This window comes from Micromonospora chokoriensis (assembly GCF_900091505.1).
In the GTDB taxonomy this organism is placed as follows: domain Bacteria; phylum Actinomycetota; class Actinomycetes; order Mycobacteriales; family Micromonosporaceae; genus Micromonospora; species Micromonospora chokoriensis.
On record NZ_LT607409.1, the window covers coordinates 4,487,771 to 4,512,985 of the forward strand.

A 25,215-nucleotide genomic window follows, 5' to 3' on the forward strand; every position below is an offset into this window, starting at 1 on the left:
GCCCGGGGTTTTGGGGGCCCGCCCCGACGTCGGTGGAGACATAGGATGCGGCCCATGCGTGTGCTGGTGGTGTCCGCCCCGCTCGTCGGGCACGTCTTCCCACTGGTGCCGCTCGCGGTCGCGCTGCGCGACGCCGGCCACGACGTGCTGCTGGCCACCGGCGGCGGCGGACTGACCGCCGCCGACGCCGGGCTGGCCGTCCACGACATCGCACCGGGCTTCGACTTCGGCCGGATCGCGCTGCGCGTCTTCCCCCGCCACCCGCTGATCGCCCGCGCCGAAATGGCCGGCACCGCCGGCACCCGGGGCGCCGGCCTGCTCTTCGGCGCGCTCAACGACCAGCTCACCGACCCGGTGGTCGCCCTGGCCGCCCGCTGGCAGCCGGACCTGGTGCTGCACGAACCGTTCGCGGTCGCCGGCGCGGTGGCCGCCGCGCGCCTCGACGTGCCGGCCGTACGCCAGGAGAACGCCCTCTTCGACGGCCGCGACCTGGTCCGCGCGACCACCGCCCGGCTCGGCGCCGCTCTGCGCCGACACGGTCTGACCGACCTGCCGCCACCGGCCGCCGCCCTCGCCGTGGCCCCTCCCAGCGTCGCCACCCAGGCCGGTTGGCCGATGCGGTACGACTCCTACGTCGGCGGCGGCGAGCTGCCGGCCTGGCTGCGCGAGCCGGGCGAGCGACAGCGGATCCTGGTCACCCGCAGCACCCTGACCGGCCCCGGCGACCGGGGGCCGATGCCCGCCGTGGTGGCCGCCGCCGCCGAGGTCGACGCCGAGATCGTGCTGGTCCGACCGGACGAGCGGTCGGCGCGTTCGCTGCCCGGCAACGTGCGGGTGGTCGACTGGATCCCGCTCGACGCGGCGCTGCCGGCCAGCGCCGCGCTGGTCCACCACGGTGGGGCGGGCAGCGTCTTCGGCGCCCTCGCCGCAGGTCTGCCCCAGCTCGCCACCATCGGTCCAGGGGACCGGCGGCACAACGCCGAGCTGGTCGCCCGCCGCGGCGCCGGTCTGTCGCTGCGCCCCCGGGACATCACCGCGCAGGCGCTGACCCGCCTGCTCAGCGACGAGGCCCTGCGCGCCGCCGCCGGTCAGGTCAGCCGGGAGATCGCCGCGATGCCGCCGCCGGCCGACCTCGTCGCGCGGCTGGCGGCGGTGGTCTGACCGCTGCCCGCGTGGCCACCGCGGGTACGCGGCCGGTTGCGGCAGGATGACGTGATGAGACACGTCGTGCTGTTCCACTCCGTGTACGGGCTGCGGCCCGCCGTCCGCGCCGCCGCCGACCGGTTGCGCGCCGCCGGGCACCAGGTCAGCACCCCCGACCTGTACGGCGTACCGGCCGCCGACACCGTCGAGGAGGGCTTCGCGCTGCTCGACAAGGTCGGTCAGGAGGTGGTGCTCGACCGGGCCCGGAACGCGCTCGACGACCTGCCACCCGAGACGGTTCTCGCCGGCTTCTCGATGGGCGCCGGCGTGGCCGGGGCGCTGCTGGCCGAGCGACCCGACGCGGGCGGGCTGCTCCTGCTGCACGGCACCGGCGGCGCGCCGGACGCGGTCCGGCCCGGGTTGCCGGTGCAGCTGCACCTCGCCGACCCCGACCCGTACGACACCCCGGACGAGGTCGCCGAGTGGCAGCAGGCGATGACCGACGCCGGCGTCGACCTGACGGTCTTCCGTTACCCCGGCGTGGGTCACCTGTTCACCGACCCGGAAGCCGATGGGTACTCCCCGGACGCCAGCGCGGCGACCTGGCCGCGCGTGCTGGAGTTCCTGGCCACCCCCTGACCAGCCCCACCGCGACCGCGCTGCCCCCACCGCGGCCGCGTCACCCCCGGGTAGGACCGTGCCGCCTCCGGCACGGTCCACCTCGGCACGTCCCCCTACCGGCCCTGGCCGGTTGTCGATCTCGCTCAGCGGGCCCCGGCGCCGATGCGCGGGGGAGTGGCGGTGCCGTGCACCCGCTTGGCGTGACTGGCGAACAGTCGGGGTCCGATGATCGGCATGAGCAGCCGAGCCGGCAGCGGGGCGTGCGCCAGCACCGCCTTGATCACCTCGGGGTCGCCCTCGTACATGGCCAGGCCGAAGGCCAGCGGCAGCTGCTTCTTCGGGGACTTGCTCATGCCGTGCTCGCCGAGCTGCATCCACTCCGCGGCCGTGACGTGCCGTTCCGCCAGGGGCAGGATCTCGGCCTCCTCCACGGCCATGTGCTCGATCAGCGCGACGCGGAGGTGCTCGAACGCGTCCGCGAGCTGCTCACCGCCGCGACCGGTACGACGCCAGGCGGGCAACAGGGCGACCACTGCCCCGTGGGCCTCCTCGATGGCGTGGTGTTGCTTCTCCATGGTGGGCACGATGGCCGCGGCCGCCTCCCCGCCGCGCTCGACGAGCCGTGGCCACAGCAGCAGATCCTCGCCCTCGTGGTGCAGGTGCAGCATGTGGCAGAGCAGCTCGGCGTGGGCGCCGACGGTCTCCGCTCGCTTGGCGTCACCCGGTGTGACGTCGCGGACGAGCTGCGGCAGCAGGGTGAACTCGCGACGGAACGTCGTGTGGGCCATGTACATGTCGCGCACGTCCGCCATGGCTTCGCGGTGGTTCTGGTTCACGGTGACCTTTCCGAGGATCAACTGGCACAGATCTGTTGATCATTCTTGGTGCCACTTGGAACCGGCTTGGAATCCACCAACCGCGACGGTCAGCCGGCCAGCGCCGCCGTGGCCGCGGCCAGCCAGTGCGGCGACTCCCACCGGCGGGCCACCCCGGCCGCCAGCGTGAAGTGCCGCGTCGCCTCCTCGCCGCGTCCCAGCAGCTGAAACAGTTCCCCGAGCGTCAACGCGACCGGGCGCAGCACGGCGGCGGTGGTGGCGAAACCGGCCAGTTGGTCGCGTACCGGCAGCAGGGCGTCGATCACCGGTGGGGCCAGGTCCCGTCGGCCCAGTGCCACGATGACCATTCCGCGTACGCTGAGCAGCGCCGACTCGAAGTAGTCGGGGCGGTAGGTGTGCCTCCCGAGCGGCATGGCCCGCGCCTCGTCCACCCGCCCGCTCCCGATCAGCGCCAGTGCCAGCAGGTCGTCCACGATCGGCCCCAACGACTCGCGGACCCGCCGGGTGGCCTCCACATGCTCGCCGATGCGTCCCTGGCTGATCAGGAGGGTCGCCACGGAGAAGTAGTGGAATGCCTCGGCGTGCAGCGAACCCTGCCGCCGCATCTGCACGGCGACCTCGTCGTAGTGTCGCCGCGCGGCGACGAAGTCACCGGCGACGTGGGCGAGGGCGCCCAGGGCACACAGGTGGATCACCTGCGCCTCGTGGAGCTGGTACGTCCCGGCCAGCCAGCCGTGTCGGGCGACACTGGCACGAAGCTCGTCCGGCTCGTTGAGCGCGGCGGCGCAGTGGCCGAGCACCTGTTCGGCGACCGACCGATAGGTGACCAACCCGTGGTCGTCGGCGAGGTCACGCAGGTGCAGGGCCAGTTCCCGGCGGTGCGTGGCGTCGCGTTCGTAGCTCATGGTGCGGATCCGCGCGGCCAGCCCGAGGGCGCGCAGTTCGGGATCGCCCAGTCGCCGCGACAACGCCAGAGCCTCCCGCCCGGACGCCGCGCCCCGAGGGTCCGCCTCGCCGTCCAACTCGGTGGCCAGCGCGTCGAGCAGTCGGCAGCGGGCGACCGGTTCCAGATCGTCGGTACGCAGGAGCCGGGTCAGCAGCTCCACGACCCGGTGGTCCACCACGCCGTACGCGTGCGTCAACCACGGTGTCGGGACGGTCCACGCGGTGAACGCCGCGACCAGCAGATCGTCCCGACCGGACGCGGCGGCGACGTCGATCGCCCGGGCGCGGGTCGCCCGGGCGGCGGCCACCGCACCGGCGCGAGCCTGGGCACGTAACAACCGGCCGAGCAGGTCGACCCGCAGCGCGTCGCGGTCCCCGGCGACCGTCGCGGCGGCGTCGAGCGCGTTGCCGAGCACCTCGATGGCGGTGTCGTACGCGTACCGCCGCTCGGCCAGCTCCGCGGCGCGGATGGCGTAGTCGACGGCGAGTGGAGCGGTGTCGGCCGACGCGGCGCGGGCGTAGTGGTAGGCCAGCGACGGGTAGTCAGCGGGTGCCAGTCGGCGGGTGGCGTCCGCGACCCGGGCGTGCAGGCGGGTCCGGCGTAGCTGGGACAGGTCGGTGTAGATGGTGTCGCGGACCAGGCCGTGCACGAAGCGCACCCGCCCGGGGGCCGGTTCGGTGAGCAGGCCGGCGGTCAGTCCGACCTCCACGGCTTCGAGGGTGGACGCCTCGTCGACGTCGGCGGCGTCGACAAGTGTCGGTAGGTCCGCCTCCCGCCCCAGCGTGGCGGCGAGACGCAGCACCGAGACCGCGGACGACGGCAGGCGGGCGAGTCGGCGGCGCAACACGTCGCGTACCCCCTCCGGCACGTCGGAGGTGGCGACGAGCGTGCCCTCGGCGGCGAGCAGCCGCGCCGACTCCCGGACGTAGAACGGGTTCCCGCCGGTGCGTTCGGTCAGCGCGGCGACGGTGTCCGAGTCGAGGGTGGTCCGGGCCAGCACGCCGAGCAGCCGTTCGACCTCGGCCGTGCTCAGGCCCCCCAACTGGATCCGGTGCGGTGACCGGCGGGCCAGGACGGCCATCGTGTCCGCGAGCCGCTCGCGGTTGTCCGTGGGCCGCATCGCCGCGACGAACAGCACGGTGCCGGTGGTCAGCTCGGTGACGCTGTTCAGCAGGAGCAGCGTCTCGGCGTCGGCGGCGTGCAGGTCGTCGAGGACGACAGCCACCGGCCGGCGGAGCGCTGTCGCGTCCAACCACGCGCCGACGGCGTGGTGCAACCGGAACCGACCGGCGGCGACGTCACCACCCGACCCGCCGTCGCCGCCGCCGAGCAGCGGGGCGAGCGCCGACGCGAAACCCTCCGGCGGCGCCTCCTCGGCGAGCTGCCGCAGCGCCTCGACCCACGGCCAGGCCGGCGGCGCGCCCTCGACCTCCGGACAGCGACCGACGGCGACCAGCCAGCCGCGTGAGCTGAGTTCGTCCCGGAACCGGCTGAGCACCGTCGTCTTGCCCGCGCCGGCCTCGCCGCTGACGATCGCGACCCGCGGCCCGCTGGTCACGCACTCGGCGGCCGCCTGCCCGAGAGCCGCCAGTTCGGCCTCCCGTCCGACGAACACCTCCTCGGTCGGCGGTGGCGGTGCGACGATCCGTGCGGCCGTCGCGACCACCGGCGGGAGCAGGTCGAGGCGCTGGCCCAGGATCGCGGACTCCAGCTCGACCAGGGCCGGGCCCGGATCCAGACCGAGCTGGTCGGCCAGCGTCGCCCGGGCCCGACGCAGCGCCGCGAGGGCGTCGCCCTGCCGGCCGGTACGCCACAACGCCAGCGCGAGCAGCCGCCAACTCTCCTCCCGCAGCGGCGCCTGCCGGGTCAGCGCCTCCGCCTCCGGCACCGCCTCGGCCGCGTCGCCACCGCGCACTGTCGCGTCGAGCAGCAGCTCCCGGGCGGCGAGGCGCAACTCCTCCAACCGCAGCACCTCCGGCTGCGCCCACGCCTCCTCCACGAACTCGGCGTACGCGGGGCCGCGCCACAGGTCGAGTCCGGTGCCCAACAGCCGGCGTGCCCGGCCCGGGTCGGCGGCGTTGACAGCGCGCGCGTCGGCGAGCAGCGCCTCGAACCGACCGGCGTCGACGGCGTCGGTGGACACCCGGATCGCGTAGCCGGGTGGGGCGGTGACCAGGACCCGCGCCGGCGCCCGCCGTTCGCGGGCCGGTTCCAACAGGCGGCGCAGGTGCGAGACGTACGCCTGGAGAGAGGCGATCGCCCGTGGCGGTGGGTCACCCCGCCACAGATCCTCGATCATCCGACCGACGGAGACGACCTCGCCTCGGGCCGCCAACAGCAGCGCGAGCACGGCGCGTTGGCGGGGGCCACCGAGGTCGACCGGTCCGCCGGTGTCGACCTCGACCTCGAGCGGCCCGAGCACCCGTAGCAGCATGACTGGGCCGATCCTAGTCGCCGGTGTGCGGGCTCACCGGCTGCCGGTGGACAACCGACGCCCAGCTCACCCGGGCCCGCCCGGTGGCGAGTCGGTGCGCGGGGCGTCCGGAACGTGCCTCCTTCGATATCCTGACGCCGACATCATGATCTCCGTCGACGGGGTGGGGCGATGACGACGACTGCCTACGACGAGTACGTGCGGTCGCACTGGTCCGGGCGGGCTGCCGCGTACGACCGCAGCCTCGCCGCGCTCTGCGCCCACCCGGCGTCCTCGTTGTTGGACGCCGCGCACGTCGGCGCGGGCACCCGCGTGCTCGACGTCGGCACCGGTTCCGGGACCGTGGCCGGGTCGGCGAGCGCGCGTGGCGCGGTCGTCGTCGCCGTCGACGCCGAACCCAGCATGGTGGAGTTGACGCGCCGCCGTGTCCCGTCGGCCGAGGAGGTACGACTCGCGGCCCTGCCCCGCCTCCCGTTCACCTCCGGATCCTTCGACGCAGCCGTGGCGAACTTCGTGATCAACCACGTGGGTGATCCGCGCGCGGCGGTCGACGAGCTGCGCCGGGTCGTCCGGCCCGCCGGTCGGATCGCGGTGACCATCTGGCCCGACCCTCCGCCCGAGGCGCAGAGCCTGTGGGGAGAGGTCTTCGACGCCGCCGGGGTCGGCCGTCCGAGCGCGCCGACGGTGGACGCGGACCGGGACTTCCCGCGTACCCCGGATGGCCTTGGCGGGTTGCTCGACGCTGCCGGTCTCGCCGACGTGCGGTGCGAGACGATCACCTGGGCGCACCGCACCGACCCCGAGGCGTGGTGGAACGGCCCGGCCAACGGCATCAGCAAGCCCGGTCTGGTGCTGGTTGCCCAACCTCCGGATGTGCTGGCCCGCATCCGGGCCGCGTACGACGAGGTGACTGCTCCCTACCGGGACGCGGACGGTCTGCTCGCGCTGCCCACGGCGGCGCTGCTGGCCTCGGCTACCGTGCCCTAGCGCCGCCCGGCCCGACCGTGGCGGCTCAGCCGGGAGGGCGCCCGGCGTGTCGAGGCGCTCGGCTGCCGGCGACGTTGCCGACGACCGCTGCCGACGACCGGGAGGCGGAGCCTCAGGCCGAGGCGGCCAGTCCGTCCAGCCAGCGGGTCACCGGAGGGCGTGGCAGGGCGCGCACCACCCCGGGTGGTCTCCCGACGTCGGCAGGCGCGGTGTGTTCGGTTGGCCCCGGCACCGCAGGTGCGACGCGGATCGCCGCCGCGGCCCGGTCCGCACCGGCCGTCCGATGCCCGCCGGCAGAAGTCGGCGTCGTGGACCCTCGGGTCGACGGCACGCCGCTTCGGCGACGAACGGCATCGAGGGACACGACCTCGGCGCGGGGTACGACGTCGGCACGCCGTACGGCGGTGCCGCTGAGCCCGGCACGTCCGGCGCCTGCCGGGTCGGCGCAGGCGCGGTCGACGTCGGAGAGCACGACGTCCGGGTGGACGGTGTCGGTGCCCACGACGGCGGCGACGCGGCGGCCGAAGACGGCCCGCAACGCGCGGGGCAGGCGCTCGGCGGCGACCTGACGCAGCGCGGGCGCGGCGAACGTGTACCCGCCACCGCGGTGGGGGAGCAGGAGCCCGGCGGCGACCATCTTTCGGAGCGCGGGCGCGGACCGGCCGGGCGTCCAGCCGAGGGCCCGGTCGACGGCCGCGCCGGAGATCACACCGCCGAGGGTGCCGGCGGCCATCAGCACGGCCCGTCGCTCGCCGTCGAGGTGGTCCAGCTCCGCCCCGGCGACCCGGCGTAGCGCCTCGGGCAGGGGGAGCGCCGCCGGGTCGGCGCCGTCCACCAGCGACGCGACGTACGCCGCCGCGTGCCCGGGGCGACCCCCCACCAGCGGCAGCAACCTCTCGGCCAGCGCCACCGGTTGCCCGGCCCGGCTGAGCAGGTGGCGCAGCAGTCGACCGGACTCCACCGTGGCGAGTGGCCCGATCGTCATCCGTCGCGCCGGGCTCGGCCGGGTGTCGGCCCACTGCGGTTGGTGCACCGTGATCAGGGCGAGCGGCAACCCGCGCGCCGTCGCCGCGCCGAACAACGCGTGCAGGAAACGGCTCATCGCGGGCGCCGCCCGGTCCACGTCGTCCACGGCGACGACCAGCGGCTGGTCGGCGGCCAGGCGCAACAGGACGTCCCGGCAGATCGCCGCCCCCGCGAGCGCCGCCGACGAGCTGTCCGGTGTGGTGAGGAACCGCTGCAGGGCCGGGATCGCCGCCGCGACGCGCTCCGGCGGGAACAGCGACGTCAGGGTGGCGACCAGTCGGTCGTGGACCACCGCCGGGCCGTCGCCGTGCCGCACGCCCGCGAGGCCGCGGAGCAGGTCGGCGGCCGGGGCCAGGACCTGATCGGGGTACGGCTGGCAGGTCGCCACACACCACCGCACCGACACCCCGTCCACCGTGGTCAGTCCCCGGGTCAACTCGTGCAGCAGTCGGCTGCGGCCACTGCCGGTCGGACCCACCACCGACAGCCACCTCGGGCTGCGCTCGCGGATGGCCCCGCTCACCTGGTCGCGGATGGTGGCCAGTTCGCGGCGACGGCCGATCAGCGGGCCGTCGTGGCAGGCGGTGCCGGGGCGTACCAGGCCGACGGCGTGCCAGACGGGCATCGGAGGCACCCGTCCGGCGACCGGCACCGCCGCCAGCTGACGCTGGTTGATCAGGCCCGCGGTGGCCCGTGCGGTGGCCGCGCAGAGCGCCACCGAGCCGGGCTCCGCGTACTCCTGGAGGCGGGCCGCCGTGGTGATCACCGCGCCGCTGGCCACGCCGTGCCCGCCCCTGACGGCGCCGCCCAGGTCGACCACGACCTCACCGGTGGCGACACCGACGCGGACGCGCAGCCTGATGTCGCCGACCATCGGCCGACGGTCCAGCGCGGCCTGGATCTCGAGCCCGGCGCGCACCGCCCGGTACGCGTCGAAGCCGTCCGAGTGCCGGGCGCCGAAGAGGGCCATCACCGCGTCGCCGACGTACTTCTCCACGACTCCCTGCCAGCGGTGCAGCACGCCGGCGACGGTGTCGAAGTAGGCCCGTTGCAGGGCGCGGACGTCCTCCGGGTCGAGTCGGTCCACCAGACCCGTGGAGCCGACGATGTCGGCGAAGAGGACGGTGACGATGCGTCTCTCCTCCGACACCGGCCAGTGTCCGGTCCCGGTTCGCCGCGGGTCGATGACGACGATGCTGCTGGTCATGGGTATCGCACCGGCCCTTCTTCCCGCTTCTGCCTGATGACTCCGGAGATTGGCATCCCTGGGCCCACGGGGGATCTGCAGAACGACGTATGTCGGCCACCCGCAACCTTTAGTCGCAAAGTCGACGCGAGGAGTACCACAAGCGACGGATGGCCATAGAACGGTGCGGGGCCGTGTGATTAGGCTGCGTGCCATGGCCAGCGATGTGGACACCGCACCGCTCGTGGGTCGGGCCGAACTGGTGCGGACGGTCCGGTCCGCGTTGCTCGGTGACGCGGCGCACGGGCAGACCGCCGCCGTCTTCCTGACCGGCGAGAGCGGTGTGGGCAAGACCCGGTTGCTGGGCGAGATCGGTGACCGGTTGCGTGACCAGGGCGCCGTGGTGCTCACCGGCAGCTGCCTGGACATCGGCGACGCCTCCCCGCTGCACCCGTTGTTGCAGGCGCTGCGCCGCTACGACGCCGACCTGTCCGCCGCTCGCGCGCGCAGCTCGTCGGCGGTGCGCGGGCTGTTGCAGATGGTCGCCGACGAGACCGCCGGTCCGGACGGCGCGGGCGCGTTGCTGGAGCGGGTCTCGCGCGGGCTGCACCTGATCGCCGAGGGCAGACCACTGGTGTTGATCCTCGACGACCTCCAGTGGGTCGACCGCAGCACCCGGCAGCTGCTGCTCTACCTGTTGGCCGGTCTGGGTGACCTGCAGCTCTCGGTGTTGGCAGCGGTACGCGCCGAGTCGTTGCAGGGCGCGCACCCACTGCGCCGGGTGCTCACCGAGCTGCGTCGCCTGCGGACGGTGCGGGTGCTCGACCTGGCGCCGCTGGGACGCACCGAGACCGAGGAGCTCGCCGCCGCGGTGGTCGGCCGACCCCTGTCCGGGGACGCGGCCGACCAGGTGTGGCAGCGCAGCGGCGGCAACCCGTTCGTCATCGAGGAGCTGGCCCGCGACCTCCGCGACGGCCGCGACGGCCTGTCCGAGACGCTGCGGGAGATCTTCCTCGACCGGGTCGACGCGCTGCCGCAGCACGCGCACGCGGTGGTGCACGCGGTGGCCGCCGGCGTCGAGCCGGTGCAGCACTGGCTGCTGGCCGAGGTGCTGCGGTTGCCCGAGGACGAGCTGATCGACGCGGCCCGCGCGGCCGTGGCGCACCGGCTGCTGGTCGGCGCCGACGACGGCTACCGGCTGCGGCACCGCCTCGTCGCCGAGGTGCTGGCGCACGAGCTGCTGCCGGCCGAGCGGTCCGGGCTGCACCGCCGCTACGCCGAGGCGCTGACCTCGGCGCCGGGTGAGCTGCACCAGGCCCGCCTGGCACACCACTGGCGACTGGCCGGTGACCCGGCGCGCGCGTTGCCGGCGGCGGTGGCCGCCGCGCAGGAGGCCGAGCGGCTGGGCGGCTACGCCGAGGCGCACCGGCACTGGTCGGCGGCGTTGCAGCTCGCCGCCGACTCGCGTCCGCTCGCGGTGGACCGGGTCGAGCTGCTCGGCAACGCCGCCGAGGCCGCCCACCACTGTGGGGAGCACGCCCGCGCGTTGGCCCTGCTGGAGGAGCTGGCCACGCTCCAGGGCGGCGAACCGAACTGCGCGCTGCACATCCGCCGGGCCCGTTACCTGGCCGCCGCCGGTCGCTCGGCGCTGGCCGAGGAGGAGTACCAGCGGGCGCTGAAGGCGGCGGACTGCTCCCCGCGCGACCGGGCCGCCGCCGCCGCCCGCCTGGCCGAGTTGTTGCTGCACCTGGGCCGGTACGCCGACGCCGGTGAGCGGGCGCGGGAGGCGCTGGCGCTGGCCGAGAACGTGGAGGGGTCCGCCACGGAGGTCGTGCTGGCCAGCTCGGCGCTGGGCTTCAGTGACGCCTTCCTGGAAGACCCGGACGCCGGTCTCGCGGTCATGCGCGACGCCCTCGACACCGCCGAGCGCGCCGGCCAGCCCGAGGACGTGGCCTGCGCGTACCTGCACCTGGCGGAGTTGCTGACCGGGCCGCTGAACATCCTCGAGGAGGGTGTGGTGGTGGCCCGCCGGGGCGCCGAGCGGGTGGCCGAGCTGGGGCTGGGCCGCACCTGGGGCACCCGGCTGTTGGCGATCGCCATCAACGGGTTGTTCCGGGTGGGCCAGTGGGCCGAGGCGGAGAAGGTGGTCGCGGCGGCGCTGCGGCACCGACCGTCCGGTGCGGACGCCGTCGAGTTGCTGCTCGCCCGGTGCCGGCTCTCGGTGGGCTACGGCGACATCGAGGCCGCCGGCCGGGACCTGGACGCCGTCGCGACCCTGCTCGCCGGTGGTGGGGCGCGGCACGTCATCCCGCTGCTCACCCTGCGCTCGGGGCTGGCCATGTGGGAGGGCCGGCACGACGTGGCGCGGGCGGCGGTGCAGCGTGGCCTCACCGAGGTCCGCTCCGACGACGTGATGATCCTGTCCGCCCTGGTCTGGCACGGTCTGCGCGCCGAGGCGGAGGCGCACGCCAGTCGCAGCGTGGAGGTGGACCCGACGGCGGTGCGCCGACTGCGCGATATCGCCGACCGGATGGCGCGCAAGAGCGCCGGCGCGGCCCGACCGGTGCGCTCGGTGGTGGAGGGGTTCCTGGCGCTCTGCGCCGCCGAGGTGAGCCGCCTCGACGGCAGCGACCCGGAGTTGTGGGCGGCGTCGGTGGCCGAGTGGGACCGGCGGAACCACCCCTATCCGGCGGCGTACTCGCGGCTGCGGCAGGCCGAGGCGCTGCTGGCCCGCCGCAGTCGGCTGGCGACCGCGGGCAAGCTGTTGCGCGAGGCGTACGAGGTGGCGCAGGGGTTGGGCGCGGTGCCGTTGACCTCGGAGATCCGTGAGCTGGCCGGGCGGGCCCGGGTGTCGCTGGAGGAGCGGGAGCCCACCGGCGCGACGCGGGGGGCGTCGACCCCGGCGTCCGACGACGAGCTGGCCGCGCTCACCGCCCGGGAGCGGGAAGTGCTCGCCCTGGTCGCGGAAGGGCTGACCAACAAGGAGATCGGGCAGCGGCTGTTCATCAGCGAGCGGACCATCGGCGTGCACGTCTCGCACATCTTCGACAAGTTGCAGGTCCGTACCCGCGTCCAGGCCAGCGCGATCCAGTTGCGCAACCTTCGGGGCTGACCGACCACCACGTATCCCGGCGCGCGCCTGTGCGTGCCGGGATACGTCGTTCTACTGATTCGGCGGACGGGTGCGGGCTGGAAGGCTGAGCCGCGTCGACGACGGCACGGGGGATGCCGCCGACCACGATGGAGGAGAGATGACCGAACCGGTCTGGGGGCCCGTGCACCGGGACATCGTCGACCTGCTCGCCGACCACCCCGCGGACGTGCCGGCCGTGGTCGATCACCTCACCAAACTCCAGGACCTGTTGGTGCGGCTGCCTCCGCTGGAGGACAGCTGTCCCCTCGCCGACTTCAACAGGCTCTACCTGACCATCACCACCAGCGTGCTCGACGGGCTGTACGAGGACCGCTTCGTCGATCCGGCGTTCCTGTCCCGGCTCGACGTCGAGTTCGCGGCACGGTACTTCGACGCGATGCGGTTGTGGACCGACTCCAGCCCGGGCACCCCGAAGGCCTGGTCGTGCCTCTTCGAGCGGATGCGGGGGCCGGACGCCCGTCCGTTGCCCTCGGCGGCGGCCGGGGTGAACGCGCACATCAACTTCGACCTGCCGTTCGCATTGGTGACGACGTTCGACCACCTGGAGTCGGAGCCGGTCGACGGCAGCGACCAGCACCGCGACTATCTGGAGATCAACAACATCTTCGCCGACAAGATCCCCGGCCTGCGCCGGGGCTATCTGGAGCGGTGGCAGTTGCTCATCGACATGCTCAACGGCGACATCGACGACTGGTACCAGGGGGAACTGGTCGAGTACACCCGCGATGTCGCCTGGCGTAACGCGCAGAAGATCTGGCGGTGCCGGCACGATCCGGACGCCCGCGAGTGTGAGCGCCTGCGGTTGGACGACAACGCCGCAGCGCTCGGCCGGCTGCTGCTCTCGCCCCTGGGGGCGTTCCTGCAGTAGTCGGGACGGGGGGTCCCCGCGCTCCGCCCCGTGGGGGGCGGCGGAGCGCGGGGGCGCGTCCCACCAGCTCCACCCACCCCGCGGGGTCGGCCGAGGTCCGGTCGGCCCGGGGGTACAGCCGGTCGGCCCGGGGGGTGTCGACCGTCTGCCACCGTCGGCCGGCCCGGGGGGTGTCGGCCGGCGGTGGGGCGGGGGCGTCGACGGTGCGGAATCTGCGGGGTGTCGGCGGGCGCGGAACGGGTACGCCCGCGCCATGACCGTCCTGGCCCGGCGGCGGCCCGCCGCCCGACCCCGGCCCGCGCGGCCCGGGCCCCTTCGCCCGGGTGGCCCGGTGTCCCGACCCACCGCCCGGCCGGGTGCCCGGTGACCGACGTCGCGACGCGGTTTCCGTTCCGCTTCGATCCGGTGTTCCGTCCGGTGTTGGCGCTGCTGGGTGTCCGCCCGGCGACGGCCTGGGTCGCCGTGACCGACCGGGACCTGATGATCCGGTACGGGCCGTGGCGGCTGCGCACCGCCCGGGCGAACGTGATCGCCGTCGAGCTGAGCGGCCCGTACCGCTGGTGGCGGGTGATCGGCCCGCACGTGTCGATGGTCGACCGGGGCGCGAGCTTCGGCAGCAGCACGGCGGGCGGCATCTGTCTGCGCTTCGGCGCGCCGGTGCCGGCCCTGGTGCCCGGCGGGCGCGTACGGCACCCGGCGGCGACGGTGACCGTGGCGGACCCGCCGGCGCTGGCCCGACTGCTCGCCGTGCCGGACCTGTCCTGAGCAGCGCGTTCACCTCCCCGGTTCGCCCGGCTGGCCGCCTGGCCACCGCCTACCGTCGGGTCAGGACCGCTGAGGGTGGGGACTGACGATGGGTGAGGAGCACCGGGCGCGAGCCCGACGCTGGGGTGGACGCCGCCACGCGCCGACCGGGCCGGACCCGGCGCTTCGGGCGGCCCGTGACCCGGCCCGCCCGCACCCGGGCGGCCGGCCCGGGGTGGTGGTGCCCGAACGTGTGCCCACCCCGGCCCGTTCGGCGCCACCGGCCAGCCCGCTGCGCCGGTGGCTCTTCCAGCACCAGGTGCAGCCGCCCGGGCCGGAGACGAGCGAGGGGCAGAACCGCCGGCACGCCTGGTGGCAGGTGATGTGCCTGACCGGGGTGGACTACTTCTCCACGCTGTCGTACCTTCCGGGCATCGCCGCGGTGGCGGCCGGCGCGCTCTCCCCGCTGGCGACCCTCCTGATCGTCGCGCTCACCCTGTTCGGCATGCTGCCGATGTACCGGCGGGTGGCCCACGACAGCCCGCACGGTCAGGGTTCGGTGGCGATGTTGGAGCGGCTGCTGCCGTTCTGGCGGGGCAAGATCTTCGTGCTCGTGCTGCTCGGCTTCGTGGCGACCTCCTGGATCATCACGATCACGCTCTCGTCGGCCGACGCGACGGTGCACCTGTTGGAGAACCCGTACCTGCCGGACGCTCCGGAGGGCGCCCTGGTGCCGGTCGTGGTCACCGTCGTGCTGCTGCTCGTCCTCGGCGGGGTGTTCCTGCTCGGGTTCCGCGAGGCGGTGGTGGTCGCCATCCCGCTCGTCGCGATCTTCCTGGCGCTCAACGCGGTGATCGTCGGGGTGGCGGTGGCCCGGATCGTCGGCGACCCCGGCATCGTGTCGGACTGGACGGCCGCGGTGACCACCACCGGCGGCGGCCCGGGTCATGTGCTGCTCACCGCCGTGTTGGCCTTCCCGCTGTTGGTGCTGGGGCTGTCCGGGTTCGAGACCGGGGTCAGCATGATGCCGCTGGTGGCGGCCGACGGGCCGGACAAGCAGGCCCGCCTGGCCGCCCGGATCCGCAACACACGTCGGCTGCTCACCACCGCGGCCCTGATCATGTCGGTGTACCTGATCTCGACGACGTTCGTGACCACGGCGCTCATCCCGGAGGAGGAGTTCCGGCCGGGTGGCGGCGCGAACGGGCGGGCGTTGGCGTTCCTGGCGCACACCTACCTGGGCGAGGCCTTCGGCACCGTCTACGACGTGAGCAGCGTGCTCATCCTCTGGTTCGCCGGCGCGTCGGCGATGGCCGGGTTGATCAACATCGTGCCGCGCTACCTGCCCTCGTACGGCATGGCGCCGGAGTGGGCGAGGGCGGTGCGCCCGGTGGTGGTCGTCTACACCGTCGTCAGCGTCGGTATCACGATCGCCTTCCGAGCCGACGTCAACGCACAGGCCGGGGCGTACGCCACGGGCATCCTGGCGATGATGGTCTCCGGCGCGGTGGCGGTGACCATCGCGGCGGCCCGACGCCACCAGCGCGTCGGCGCGTTCGGCTTCACGGTGCTCACACTGGTGCTGCTGTACGCGCTGGTGGAGAACGTCATCGAGCAGCCGGACGGGATCACCATCTCGGCGTTGTTCATCCTCGGCATCATCGCCGTCTCGCTGGTCTCCCGGGTCACCCGCACCACCGAGCTGCGGGCCGAGCGGATCGAGTTCGACGAACCGGCCCGCCGGTTCATCACCGAGTCGCTGGCCCATGACGGGCAGCTGCACCTGATCGCGAACAAGCGGCAGAAGGGCTCGGTGAAGGAGTACACGGTCAAGGAACGGGCCCAGCGCGGGATGAATCCGGTACCCGGGGCCGCGGACGTGCTGTTCCTGGAGATCGACGTGGTCGATCCGTCGGAGTTCAGTCAGGTGCTGCGGGTGCACGGGATCGAGGTGGGTGGCTTCCGGGTGCTGCGGGCGAGCAGCCCGGCCGCGCCCAACGCGATCGCCGCGATCCTGCTGGCCCTGCGGGACGCGACCGGCGTGCGGCCGCACGCGCACTTCGAGTGGTCGGAGGGGAGCCCGATCGCGCACCTGGCGCGCTATCTCATTCTCGGCCGTGGGGACACCCCTCCGGTGGTACGGGAGATCATCCGTCGGACCGAGCACGACCCGCTACGACGCCCCGGTATCCACGTCGGCGGCTGATCCGCGTGCCCGTTTGGTGGGTACCGAAGATGAATAAGGGCACTATTCACGTTCACACCTTGCTGTCCGTATTGCGGACTTATCGTGACGTCTGGTGGTCGGCGGTACGTCGAGCGCCCCGCGCCCGGATCGGCGCGCGGTCACGGCAGTAGGCAGGAAGGTAGGCATTCTTGATGTCCACGTACCCAGGAGGAGATCGCGCGACCCGACCCAGGCGGCGGTCCCGATGGTTCCTGGCCAGCGGTTTCCTGGCGGGGAGCCTGGTCGTGGGAGCGGCCGGAGCAGCAGGCGTGGCCGCCGCCGCCGACCAGGCCCTCGCCCTTCCCGGTCTGGGCCGGCTCACCGCGGCCGGTAGCGACGACGACCGGCGGGCCGACGACCGGCGCGGCGAGGACCGCGAGCGGGGCGATGGCGAGCGGGACCGCCCGAGCACCCCGGGCACCGGCAGGCGCGGCGTGGTGTCGGTCCCCTGCGACGCCGCGAAGCTGGTGGCCGCGCTGGTGACGGCCAACGCCGAGGGCGGGGCGGAACTGCGCCTCGCGCCCAAGTGCCGCTACGTCCTCACCGAGGCGTTCCACGAGACCGACCAGTACGACGGCGGGATCCGCGACGCCCGGGAGGCCGCCGACGCCGCGGAGACCCCCGGCGACGCCGAGGCGCCCCCGCACAACCCGGCCGACGACACCGCCGGCCTGCCGGTGATCTACCAGCCCATCACCATCGACGGCGCCGGGGCCACCATCGCCCGCGACGCCCAGGCCGCCGCGTTCCGGTTCTTCACCGTGCGCGACGGCGGGGAGCTGACCCTGCGGGACGTGGAGCTGCACAACGGCCGCTCGGCGATCGAGGGCGGCAGCGTGCACGTGGTGCACGGCGCCACGGCCGTGGTGGAGCGGGTGACGGTCTCCCAGAGCACGTCGCTGTCGCCCGAGGGCGGCGGCGGGGGCATCTTCAACGACGGCAACATGGTGGTCACCGACTCCACGTTCATCGGCAACAGCGCATCCGGCGCCGCGGGCAAGGGCGGGGGCCTGCTCAACGGTGGCGTGCTGACGCTGAAGCGCTCCGAGTTCCACCGCAACAGCGCCAACGCGTACGGCGGCGGGCTCGGCAACTACCGGGGCGCGGCCGAGGTGGAGAGCGTCTCCTTCACCCACAACAGCGCCGTGCAGGGTGGTGGGCTGGCCAGCTTCTCGGCCCGGACCAAGGTCTCCGACACCGAACTGTTGAACAACACCGCGCAGGTCGGCGGCGGTGCCGCGAACTCCGACGCGGTGCTGGTGATGCGCAGGATGACCATCCGTGGCAACACGTCCACCGTCAACGGCGGCGGCATCTCGACCGTCAAGGGCCTGACCCCGCTCGACGACAGCGTGGTCGACGGCAACACCACGCACGGCCTGGGCGCCGGCATCTACGCCGAGAAGGCGAACCTGCTGGTCCGCGGCAGTGACGTGACGCGCAACGAGGCGGTCGGCGCCACGTCCACGGGTGGCGGCATCTACGCGACAGCCGGCTCGGTGGCGATCTACACCAGCAAGATCACCCACAACGCGTCGACGCTGAAGCCGGGCGGGGTCTTCGCCTCGCACGCCCAGGTCAAGATCGACGACGAGAGCGTCGTCGTGGAGAACGAGCCCACCAACTGCGAGGGCAGCCAGGTGCCCATCACGCACTGCTTCCGCTGAGGACACCGCGCACCCATCCCGAGCGCGCAGCCGGCCGCCCCGACGACCCGTCGGGGCGGCTCGGCACGTCCGGGTGTCCGCGTGCCGCCGGTGGTCAGCCCACCGCGCGCAGCCGACCGGAGAGGTCGGTGGCGAAGAAGTCCAGGAAGCCGTCCGGGTCGGGACCGGCGTTCTGCAGGACGATGTGGTCGAAGCCGGCGTCGACGTACGACCGGACCTTGGCGACGTGCGGCTCCGGCTCGGGGCCGACGGCGAAGAGTTGACGGATGTGCTTCTCCTCGACGTGCGCGCTGGCCGCGTCGACGTTGACCGGGTTCGGCAGCTCGCTCATCACCTTCCAGCCGGTGAGCCTGACTGACGCGGGGTCGGTTCCCGACCGGGGCACCGACAAACGCCACCGGGGGCGCAAACCAGCCTCCTAGGATGCCGTACGGGGTGTGGCGGCCACGTCTGTCGAAGGAGCGGCCGGGCAGTTCCGGGCTGCCGCCGCGAGGCCCCCCGAACATCTCCGAACTGGCCCGTGACCAGGTCGGACAACCAGCCGGCTGTTCGAAACAGCAGACCCCTCTTCCGACGGTCACCGAGGGGCCAACAGACTTCTCCTCGTCCGGCGGAGCCATCCGACCGAGGGCGGTCAGGAACCGGACGCCACCTCCGATCATGGCCCGCCGGACGAGGTCAGGGGTGGACCAGTGTCGGCGGCCGTACCGGTCGCGGCAGAGCCAGCAGGGGAGTCAGGATGACCAACAGTGTGTTCCGTCGTGCCGCCGCCGTCCTCGTGGCGGCCGTCCTCGGGGGCGGCGCAGCCCTCACCGGCGCGTCGCCGGCCTTCGCGACGGGCTGCCTTACCGGCACCGATTCGGTGCCCAGCCCGAAGGGCGGCCCTGGAGCGACCGCGACCGCGACCCTCTGCGTCAACAGCGCCGGCTACGCGTGGCTGGACACGAACCGGACCAACACCGTCACCGACCAGAACGGCGACGGCTTCGCCGCGCGGGTGTACGTCTACTGGAACCAGGGCTACAGCGGGGCGATCGCCGTCGACGACACCTCATCGTCGGGAAGTACCCGGCTGTACTGGGAGTCCGGCGCGGGCACCCGGTTCACCTGGACCGAGGTCTTCGTCTGCCTGGGTTACTCCAGGCCCGACGACCACAACGGCCGCTGCGCCTCGGTCGTCTACAACAACTGACGTACGCCGGCCCAGGCCCCCCACCGGGGCCTGGGCCGGAAAGCGTCTGTCCTACTTGGACGGCTCGGGCAGCTTGCAGTCGACCTTCGGGTTGGCGCCGATGTAGTTCAAGGGCCCGGCCACGATGGTGACCAGGATCGTACCGGCCTCGGCGCAGTTGGTGTCGTCGCCGCTGTAGTAACCGCGCTGGCCGGCGGCGACCGCGCCGATCAACAACCAGATCACGACGATGACTCCGAGTATCGAGGTGCCGCGCATCGCTGCCTCCTGAGGAATGTGGTGGATTGCTGAGGTGCAGGCGTTGTACCCAATCGGGTCACGCGGCTAACGGTCCCCGGCAACGGCCCCGCGAATCGTCCGTCCGGCCGATGCGGTCCACCGTTGAGTACCGCTCGCGCATCGGCCACCCGCACCCTGTCGCGTGGGCCCGCTATCGGATCGCCGACCGACCTCGCCGCCGTACGGGCCGGTGGACGTAGAACTGCCTCACGGCCCCGCCGAGGAGGACTCATGGACGCCCCGACACCGCCCCTGTACATCGACCGCCCCGAGGACGTCGCGGTCGCGGCCCGCGCGCTCGCCGGCGGTGCGGTCGTCGCGGCGGCGTTCGCCAACTTCTACGCCATCGTCACCCGACCCGACGCGGCCACCGTGCGCCGGGTCAACCTCGCCAAGGGCCGTCCGGCGAACCACGTCGGCAGCATCACCACCGCCGTCGGACGCATCCCGGGGATGTACGACTGGACGCGGATCTCACCGCGCCTGCCGATCGGGCGGGTGCGGGCGTTGATGGACGCCCTCTACGGCGCCGGGCCGTTCGGCTTCCGGGGGCCGGCGGCGGAACGGATCCCCGAGCACCTCGTCCAGGTCGACCAGGGGTTGCGGACCACCCAGGTGATCGCACCCGGTCTCACCTGCCCGTCCAACGCCTTCTTCGAGCGGGCGCTCGCCGAGACCGGGTCGGACCACCTCTACATCACCTCGGCGAACCGGTCCCGGCACCTCACCGGGACGGCCGAGGAACCGGCGCACTGGAAGGCCGGGGCTCTCGCCGCCGACTTCGCCCACCTCGACGACCTGGTGGTGCTCTCGCACCGGGACGAGGCGGCGGCCCGCGCCGCGTACCCGGGCTACCTCACCACCTCGGTCACCCTGCTCTCCTTCCACGCCCCGGAGGGTGAGCTCGAAGAACCCCCTGTTCTCACCGTGGACCGGCACGGATCGCTGCACCTGGACGACGTCCGCCGGGCCGCCGCGCCGCTCGGGCTGCAGGTGCGCCTGGCCGGCACCGCCCGACAGCGGTTGCAGGTGCGGGGGTACGCCGGGGCGCTGGTGTGAGCGGCGGGCGTCCCGCCTCGTCGACCCCACGCTGACCGGGCCGCGCTCGTCCGGCGGCTCAGTGCGGTGGGCTGGGAATCTCCGGCGGCTTGCCGTGGCTTCGTCGGAAGTCCGCGTACGCCACCGCGACCAGCACCAACAGGGCCCCCAGGGACGTGACCATGGGTGGCACGTACAGCGCGGCGGGCGCGATGGTCAGCAGCGCCAGGATGCCTCCCGGCCGGGACCAGGACACCCGGCTGAACACCTCGTACTCGAAGGAGGCCCGGCCGGCCAGGAACAGCGCCGGGCCGCCGAGGATCACCGCCAGCCAGGCCGGCGGGGTCTCCCCGGTGGGTTCGTGCAGCACCAGGTGGAAGCCGGACGCCGTGGTCACCACCCCGGAAATCATCAACAGATGGGTGTACGGCGCGCTGAACAGGAATCTGCTCGGTGACTCGGACGCCTTGATGGCGCTCGGCAGCAGCTCGCCGGACTTGTGTACGTAGATCCGCCAGAGCAGCAGGGTGGTCAGGAACGCCACCGCGAACGCCGCCAGGTTCTCGGCCTCGTTGTGCTTGAGGCTGAACATGGTGCCGATCGTCAGGATGCAGTCGCCGAGCGCGATGATGAAGAACTGCTGGTAACGCTCGGACAGATGCTCCGCCGTGACGTTGCGCTGCGTCTCCGGCACCACCCCGAGCCCCGGCACCGGGTACGCGAGCCGGAAGCCGAGGTAGTCGATGGCGAGCGCGATCGTCCAGCAGATGATCCGGGCATCCCCGCTGACGAACGCGCCGATGAGCCACGGGACCGCCGACACCACGAACCAGACGAAGATGCGCGCCGCCCGACGCTGGGTCTGCGGTTGACGCCGCACCGCCGGCATGAGGAACAGCCCGCGCCCCAGGTGGATCGCCACGTAGGTGCCGGCGAAGACGGACCCACGGTCGTCGAACGCCTCCGGGATCGCCGTCGTCATCAGCAGCGCGCCGAACATCACCGCGCTGATCAGCAGCTTGATCTCGGTGCGTTCCGGGTCGTACAGGTCGGTGACGAGGGTGGTGATCGCCCAGGTCCACCAGACGGCGGCCAGCATGATGAGGGCCTGCCCGGCGCTGTGCCAGTCGAGCCGCTCGACCATCGTCCGGGAGATGAGCGCCAGCGCGACCACGTACACGAGGTCGAAGAAGAGTTCGAGGAGGGTCACCCGGCGCGGGCCCTCCGGGTCTCGCACCGGGGGGCCGACGGCCTGCGGCGAGGCGGGATCCGGCGCGGGAAGGTGCACGGGTTGCTCCTGCGGGACCGGTCGACTCGACGGACCTGTCCGGCCCACCTCAACGGACGGTAACGACCGGTCGGCGGCACGGCCCCGGAATCGCCGGGTCTTCCCCCGACCGGGTCGGTCGGCCCGGGTGCCGGGATTCGGGCGCGTGCGGCCCGGGTCGCTACCGGGGGCTTCGCGCTGTCGCGTGGATCGTCAGGTCGCCACCGACGAGTGAGCCCCCGGCCGGTCGTCGCGGTGGACGGCCGGCCGGGGGCTCCAGGTCAGGCGTCAGGCCTGGTTGCTGTCCGGCAGCGCTGCGGCCATCTGGTCGCTGGCACCGGCGAGCACGCGGGCCTGCTGCGGCCAGCTGGCCAGCCCGGGGGCGGCGCGCAGACCGGCGGCCCGGATCAGGTCGCGCAGCCCCGGCTCGTCCAGGTCACCGAGCTGGCCGTACGTGCGCACGCCGGCGTCCTGCAACGCCGCCGCCATCTTCGGTCCGATCCCCTGGATACGGCGGAAGTCGTCAGCCGGCCCGGTCGGGTCGCCCTCGTAGGTGGCGATCGAGGCGTCGTCGGCCGAACGGACCGGAGGGGTCGCGGTGTCGGTAGGTCGGACCGGAGGGGTCGCCACGGCCGCCCGCTCCGGCTCGGCGTCCACCGGCTCGGCGTCCGTCGCGTCGCTGGTCGCCGATGCCGCGTCGGCGGGCCGGGTGTCCACCGGCTCGGCGTTCGCGGCGTCGGCGGTCGCCGGCTCCGGGTCGACGGCCGAGGCCCTGGTCTCCGCGTCGTCGGCCGGGGTGACGGTGACGGGCTCGTCGGCCGGGGTGACGGTGACGGGCTCGTCGGCCGGGGTGGCGGTGACGGGCTCGTCCACCGGGGTGGTGGCGACCGGCTCCTCAGCCGAAACGGCACGGGCGGGCTCGTCGGCCGGGGTGACGACGGCGGGCTCGTCAGCCGGGGTGACATCGGCCGGAGTGGTGTCGCCCGGGGGGAGGTCGTCCGCCGGCTTGCGGGGGGCGACGACGGTCGTCGGCGCATGCTGCTCGTCGACCGCTACCGGCTCCGGAGTGGACTCCGGCCGCAGCTCGTCCGCATCGGCCTCGGCGACCGGTACGGGCGGCGGGGGCTCGGTCAGCGCCATGTCGGACGGGTCGACGGTGCTCGGGGCCTCCGCCGGTACCGGCGTCGGGGTGGGGGTGTCCGCCTCGGTCACCGAAGCCGGCGCGCTGACCGTGTCCACCGGTACCGGCTCGTCGGCGACGGCGGTCGGTGCCGGGTCGACGGCGGCCGCGGGCCGCGGCTCGTCGGTCGTGGCCGCCGGCGCCGGCGTGGAGATCACGGCCAGTCCGGCGACCGGGTCACCCTCCACGATCGACCTGCCCTGCGCGCCCCGCCGGCCGCGTAGCAGCCACCCGGCGGCCAGTCCCAGCACCAGTGCCAGTACCACTGTCAGCGAGTGTCCGATAGACCACGCCACGGCGAACCTCCCTCTCACCTCGTTGGAAAAGTCACGAGAAAAACTCGCCGCAGCTTCGCACACGCCTGTTACCGATGACAGAGAGGCTCGGTCAGAGGCGTTGTGGGCGGGTTTGTCACGCCAGCCGGTTGCCGGTGGGTGACGCAGCGTCGCCCTGACAGCCAGGAACCCCGCGCGCCGCACTCGCCCGGCCGTACCCACCCGACCGCACCCGCACTGCTACGGCTCGCACGGGGCGGCCCCGGCACGACGAGACCCGGGCCCGGCGGGTGCGCCGGGCCCGGGTCGACGGGCCGTTGCCCGACTCAGTCCCGATCGCCCTCGTAGGTGTGGAAGTCGTCGACGAACCGTTGGCGCAGCCGCGGTACCCGGCTCGTCACTCCGAAGTAGCCACGCGCGCCGAGCAGCGCGAGCCGACCCACCACCGGCCGGTACATCCGGTCGTCGCCGCTGGTGCCGCTGCGGTTCAAGGACTCGGCGACCCGCGCGAAGCCGTACGGCGCCATCGCCGCCTCGTAGTCGGCGACGGCCTGGAGCAGGGTCTTGTCACCGGCGGTGGCGCGGGTGAGCTGCTCGCAGAGCAGGCGGGCGTCGCGCAGCGCGGTGTTCGCGCCGACACCGCGACCGGGGGTCATGGTGTGGATGGCGTCGCCGAGCAACGTGACGGTGCTGCTCTTCCAGGGAGGCACCGGCTCGGAGGTCGACACCTTGATCGGTAGGGCGCTGGCCGGCTCCGCTCGGGTCAGCAACTCGCGCAGGTGGGGGTGCCAGTTGGTGGTGAGGCCCAGGGCGACCTGGACGAGGTCCTCCCCGCGACGCGCCATCACGTCGGTCGGGAACCGGCGGGCCGTACTCCAGATGATCAGGTTGATGTTGTCGGTGGTGGTGTCCTGCGACAGGCCGGGCCAGTTCTTCAACAGGGCGGCGTCCGTGTCGCTGACGCCCGGTTTGACGGCCCGCGTGGCGTCCCACTTGAACTCCATGACGTGCAGGACGCCCATGATGCCGCCGACGCCGAAGATCAGGGAGATGCCCTGGGCGACGCGCTCGGGCACGAGGGCGCGGGTGTGCGCGGTCAACGGGATGCGGGTGGCGATGTTGATGGTGCCGGCGTCGCGGGTGACGGCGTGCGGAAGGTACTGCCGGCGTACCGCCGAGTGGGTGCCGTCGGCCCCGACCAGCAGGTCCCCGGTGGCGGTCGTGCCGTCGGAGAAGTGCGCGGTGACAGTGCCGTCGTCGCGTTGCTCGTACCGGGTGAAGGTCTTGTCGAAGTGCACCACGTCGTCGAGGCCGGTGAGCAGGACGTGGCGCAGCACCATCCGGGCCACCGAGTGCTCGGTGTGCACGGGGTCGGCGTTCGGTCGCAGGGGGAACGACGCGGTCTGACGGAGCCCCTGGGTGACCACGTTGAAGTAGTGCGGCGGTCGGGCGCAGGTCGCGAGGAAGGTGGCGAACAGCTCCGGCGGCAGGCACTCGCGCAGTGCGCGGCTGCCGGTCGGGCCGATGCCGACCCGGTAGCCGAGCAGCCCGTCGGCGCGGTCGCGGTGCCGTTCGTACACGGCGACGGTCATCCCGGCCCGGCGCAGGCCGTGCGCCAGGCACAGCCCTCCGGTGCCGGCCCCGATGATCAGGACGTGCGGTGGCGCGCCGCCCATGTCAACCAGCCGGGTGCGCCGCTGGCGCGTCGGTGTCGGCTGGTCGTGCCGCCGGCACGTCGGTGTTGGCTGGTCGTGCCGCCGGCACGTCGGTGTTGGCTGGTCGTGCCGCCGGCACGTCGGTGGCGTCCCACCGGTAGAAGCAGCTGGCGATCGCGTCGCGCGGGGATCGCCAGGTCGGCAGGTACGGCGACGTGTGCGCGGAGAGCCGTTCGTTGACCTGCTGGAAGAGCGGGTGGTTACGGGCCGCGGCCAGGGCGTCCGGGTCGACGTCCGATGTCTCCATCACGTGTACGCACAGGTCGTGCAGGCAGTAGAGGGACCGGTGCGTGACGCCGGTCAGGCCGGGCAGTTCGGTGGCGTCGGATTCGGCGAAGATCTGCGCGACCCGCCCCTCCGCGCCCGGGATGATCCGGCTGACGATCAGTAGACGACTCATGGGACCCCTTCCGCCGGTGGCCTTCCCGAC

18 protein-coding genes and 1 pseudogene are annotated in these 25,215 nt (G+C 73.5%); 10 read left to right on the plus strand and 9 right to left on the minus strand.

Annotated elements, in window-relative coordinates:
* The first annotated feature begins 54 nt into the window (after window positions 1-54).
* Window positions 55-1,161 (plus strand): nucleotide disphospho-sugar-binding domain-containing protein, encoded by a 1,107-nt coding sequence (locus GA0070612_RS20680; protein ID WP_088989412.1) that lies wholly within the window; start codon window positions 55-57, stop codon window positions 1,159-1,161.
* A gap of 54 nt (window positions 1,162-1,215) precedes the next feature.
* Window positions 1,216-1,782 carry a dienelactone hydrolase family protein gene (locus GA0070612_RS20685; protein WP_088989413.1) on the plus strand — a complete coding sequence of 189 codons (567 nt, stop codon included), beginning with the start codon at window positions 1,216-1,218 and terminating at the stop codon, window positions 1,780-1,782.
* A 125-nt stretch (window positions 1,783-1,907) separates the two neighbouring features.
* Here GA0070612_RS20685 and GA0070612_RS20690 read toward each other — a convergent pair whose 3' ends face one another.
* Together GA0070612_RS20690 and GA0070612_RS20695 are read right to left on the minus strand one after the other, a co-directional pair.
* Complete coding sequence (locus GA0070612_RS20690; RefSeq protein WP_088991648.1) at window positions 1,908-2,600, minus strand: hemerythrin domain-containing protein; 693 nt, start codon at window positions 2,598-2,600, stop codon at window positions 1,908-1,910.
* Window positions 2,601-2,689: 89 nt separating this feature from the next.
* Complete coding sequence (locus tag GA0070612_RS20695) at window positions 2,690-5,980, minus strand: ATP-binding protein (RefSeq protein ID WP_197699204.1); 3,291 nt, start codon at window positions 5,978-5,980, stop codon at window positions 2,690-2,692.
* Window positions 5,981-6,151: 171 nt separating this feature from the next.
* Between GA0070612_RS20695 and GA0070612_RS20700 the strand changes: the two genes are divergently transcribed.
* The gene (locus GA0070612_RS20700; RefSeq protein WP_088989414.1) at window positions 6,152-6,967 is read left to right on the plus strand and encodes a class I SAM-dependent methyltransferase; all 816 of its coding nucleotides are present in this window, start codon (window positions 6,152-6,154) and stop codon (window positions 6,965-6,967) included.
* Window positions 6,968-7,079: 112 nt separating this feature from the next.
* On the opposite strand, the gene GA0070612_RS20705 is transcribed toward GA0070612_RS20700, so the two are convergent.
* Window positions 7,080-9,143 carry an adenylate/guanylate cyclase domain-containing protein gene (locus GA0070612_RS20705; protein ID WP_231924276.1) on the minus strand — a complete coding sequence of 688 codons (2,064 nt, stop codon included), beginning with the start codon at window positions 9,141-9,143 and terminating at the stop codon, window positions 7,080-7,082.
* A 250-nt stretch (window positions 9,144-9,393) separates the two neighbouring features.
* On the opposite strand from GA0070612_RS20705, the gene GA0070612_RS20710 reads away from it, so the two are divergent.
* From GA0070612_RS20710 to GA0070612_RS20730, 5 genes are all read left to right on the plus strand, one after another.
* A complete protein-coding gene (locus tag GA0070612_RS20710; RefSeq protein ID WP_088989416.1) occupies window positions 9,394-12,291 on the plus strand; it encodes a helix-turn-helix transcriptional regulator in 2,898 nt (965 codons plus the stop codon).
* Between the two features lie 139 nt (window positions 12,292-12,430).
* Window positions 12,431-13,201: a DUF5995 family protein gene (locus GA0070612_RS20715; RefSeq protein ID WP_088989417.1), complete on the plus strand. Its 771-nt coding sequence runs from the start codon at window positions 12,431-12,433 to the stop codon at window positions 13,199-13,201.
* Between the two features lie 363 nt (window positions 13,202-13,564).
* Entirely contained in the window at window positions 13,565-13,966 is a 402-nt protein-coding gene (locus GA0070612_RS20720; RefSeq protein ID WP_088989418.1) for a hypothetical protein, read from the plus strand.
* Between the two features lie 88 nt (window positions 13,967-14,054).
* A complete protein-coding gene (locus GA0070612_RS20725) occupies window positions 14,055-16,151 on the plus strand; it encodes an APC family permease (protein ID WP_088989419.1) in 2,097 nt (698 codons plus the stop codon).
* Between the two features lie 173 nt (window positions 16,152-16,324).
* Window positions 16,325-17,839, plus strand: coding sequence for a right-handed parallel beta-helix repeat-containing protein (locus GA0070612_RS20730; protein ID WP_088989420.1), 1,515 nt, complete (start codon window positions 16,325-16,327; stop codon window positions 17,837-17,839).
* A gap of 94 nt (window positions 17,840-17,933) precedes the next feature.
* Here the strand turns inward: GA0070612_RS20730 and GA0070612_RS20735 are convergent, their stop codons facing one another.
* Window positions 17,934-18,170: an LLM class oxidoreductase gene (locus GA0070612_RS20735; RefSeq protein ID WP_231924277.1), complete on the minus strand. Its 237-nt coding sequence runs from the start codon at window positions 18,168-18,170 to the stop codon at window positions 17,934-17,936.
* Between the two features lie 408 nt (window positions 18,171-18,578).
* Between GA0070612_RS20735 and GA0070612_RS20740 the strand changes: the two genes are divergently transcribed.
* Window positions 18,579-19,031 (plus strand): hypothetical protein, encoded by a 453-nt coding sequence (locus tag GA0070612_RS20740; RefSeq protein ID WP_157742559.1) that lies wholly within the window; start codon window positions 18,579-18,581, stop codon window positions 19,029-19,031.
* A gap of 51 nt (window positions 19,032-19,082) precedes the next feature.
* On the opposite strand, the gene GA0070612_RS20745 is transcribed toward GA0070612_RS20740, so the two are convergent.
* Window positions 19,083-19,289 (minus strand): hypothetical protein, encoded by a 207-nt coding sequence (locus GA0070612_RS20745; protein ID WP_088989422.1) that lies wholly within the window; start codon window positions 19,287-19,289, stop codon window positions 19,083-19,085.
* A 252-nt stretch (window positions 19,290-19,541) separates the two neighbouring features.
* Here GA0070612_RS20745 and GA0070612_RS20750 point away from each other — a divergent pair, with 252 nt between their 5' ends.
* Complete coding sequence (locus GA0070612_RS20750) at window positions 19,542-20,369, plus strand: hypothetical protein (protein ID WP_088989423.1); 828 nt, start codon at window positions 19,542-19,544, stop codon at window positions 20,367-20,369.
* A gap of 58 nt (window positions 20,370-20,427) precedes the next feature.
* On the opposite strand, the gene GA0070612_RS20755 is transcribed toward GA0070612_RS20750, so the two are convergent.
* From GA0070612_RS20755 to GA0070612_RS20770, 4 genes and pseudogenes are all read right to left on the minus strand, one after another.
* Window positions 20,428-21,636: a low temperature requirement protein A gene (locus GA0070612_RS20755; RefSeq protein WP_088989424.1), complete on the minus strand. Its 1,209-nt coding sequence runs from the start codon at window positions 21,634-21,636 to the stop codon at window positions 20,428-20,430.
* A gap of 267 nt (window positions 21,637-21,903) precedes the next feature.
* The gene (locus GA0070612_RS20760) at window positions 21,904-23,091 is read right to left on the minus strand and encodes a hypothetical protein (RefSeq protein WP_088989425.1); all 1,188 of its coding nucleotides are present in this window, start codon (window positions 23,089-23,091) and stop codon (window positions 21,904-21,906) included.
* A gap of 305 nt (window positions 23,092-23,396) precedes the next feature.
* Window positions 23,397-24,746, minus strand: a complete 1,350-nt coding sequence (locus GA0070612_RS20765) for an FAD-dependent oxidoreductase (RefSeq protein ID WP_088989426.1) — start codon at window positions 24,744-24,746, stop codon at window positions 23,397-23,399.
* 97 nt (window positions 24,747-24,843) lie between these two features.
* Window positions 24,844-25,185: pseudogene (locus tag GA0070612_RS20770) on the minus strand (TcmI family type II polyketide cyclase); the annotation flags it as partial.
* Window positions 25,186-25,215: the final 30 nt, after the last annotated feature.

What these genes read in the sequence shown, in the direction of transcription:
- GA0070612_RS20680 (WP_088989412.1), top strand. Translation starts at nt 55, where the DNA reads ATGCGTGTGCTGGTGGTGTCCGCCCCGCTCGTCGGGCACGTCTTCCCA.
- GA0070612_RS20685 (WP_088989413.1), top strand. Translation starts at nt 1,216, where the DNA reads ATGAGACACGTCGTGCTGTTCCACTCCGTGTACGGGCTGCGGCCCGCC.
- GA0070612_RS20695 (WP_197699204.1), bottom strand. Translation starts at nt 5,980, where the DNA reads ATGCTGCTACGGGTGCTCGGGCCGCTCGAGGTCGAGGTCGACACCGGC.
- GA0070612_RS20700 (WP_088989414.1), top strand. Translation starts at nt 6,152, where the DNA reads ATGACGACGACTGCCTACGACGAGTACGTGCGGTCGCACTGGTCCGGG.
- GA0070612_RS20710 (WP_088989416.1), top strand. Translation starts at nt 9,394, where the DNA reads ATGGCCAGCGATGTGGACACCGCACCGCTCGTGGGTCGGGCCGAACTG.
- GA0070612_RS20715 (WP_088989417.1), top strand. Translation starts at nt 12,431, where the DNA reads ATGACCGAACCGGTCTGGGGGCCCGTGCACCGGGACATCGTCGACCTG.
- GA0070612_RS20725 (WP_088989419.1), top strand. Translation starts at nt 14,055, where the DNA reads ATGGGTGAGGAGCACCGGGCGCGAGCCCGACGCTGGGGTGGACGCCGC.
- GA0070612_RS20730 (WP_088989420.1), top strand. Translation starts at nt 16,325, where the DNA reads ATGTCCACGTACCCAGGAGGAGATCGCGCGACCCGACCCAGGCGGCGG.
- GA0070612_RS20735 (WP_231924277.1), bottom strand. Translation starts at nt 18,170, where the DNA reads ATGAGCGAGCTGCCGAACCCGGTCAACGTCGACGCGGCCAGCGCGCAC.
- GA0070612_RS20740 (WP_157742559.1), top strand. Translation starts at nt 18,579, where the DNA reads ATGACCAACAGTGTGTTCCGTCGTGCCGCCGCCGTCCTCGTGGCGGCC.
- GA0070612_RS20745 (WP_088989422.1), bottom strand. Translation starts at nt 19,289, where the DNA reads ATGCGCGGCACCTCGATACTCGGAGTCATCGTCGTGATCTGGTTGTTG.
- GA0070612_RS20750 (WP_088989423.1), top strand. Translation starts at nt 19,542, where the DNA reads ATGGACGCCCCGACACCGCCCCTGTACATCGACCGCCCCGAGGACGTC.
- GA0070612_RS20765 (WP_088989426.1), bottom strand. Translation starts at nt 24,746, where the DNA reads ATGGGCGGCGCGCCACCGCACGTCCTGATCATCGGGGCCGGCACCGGA.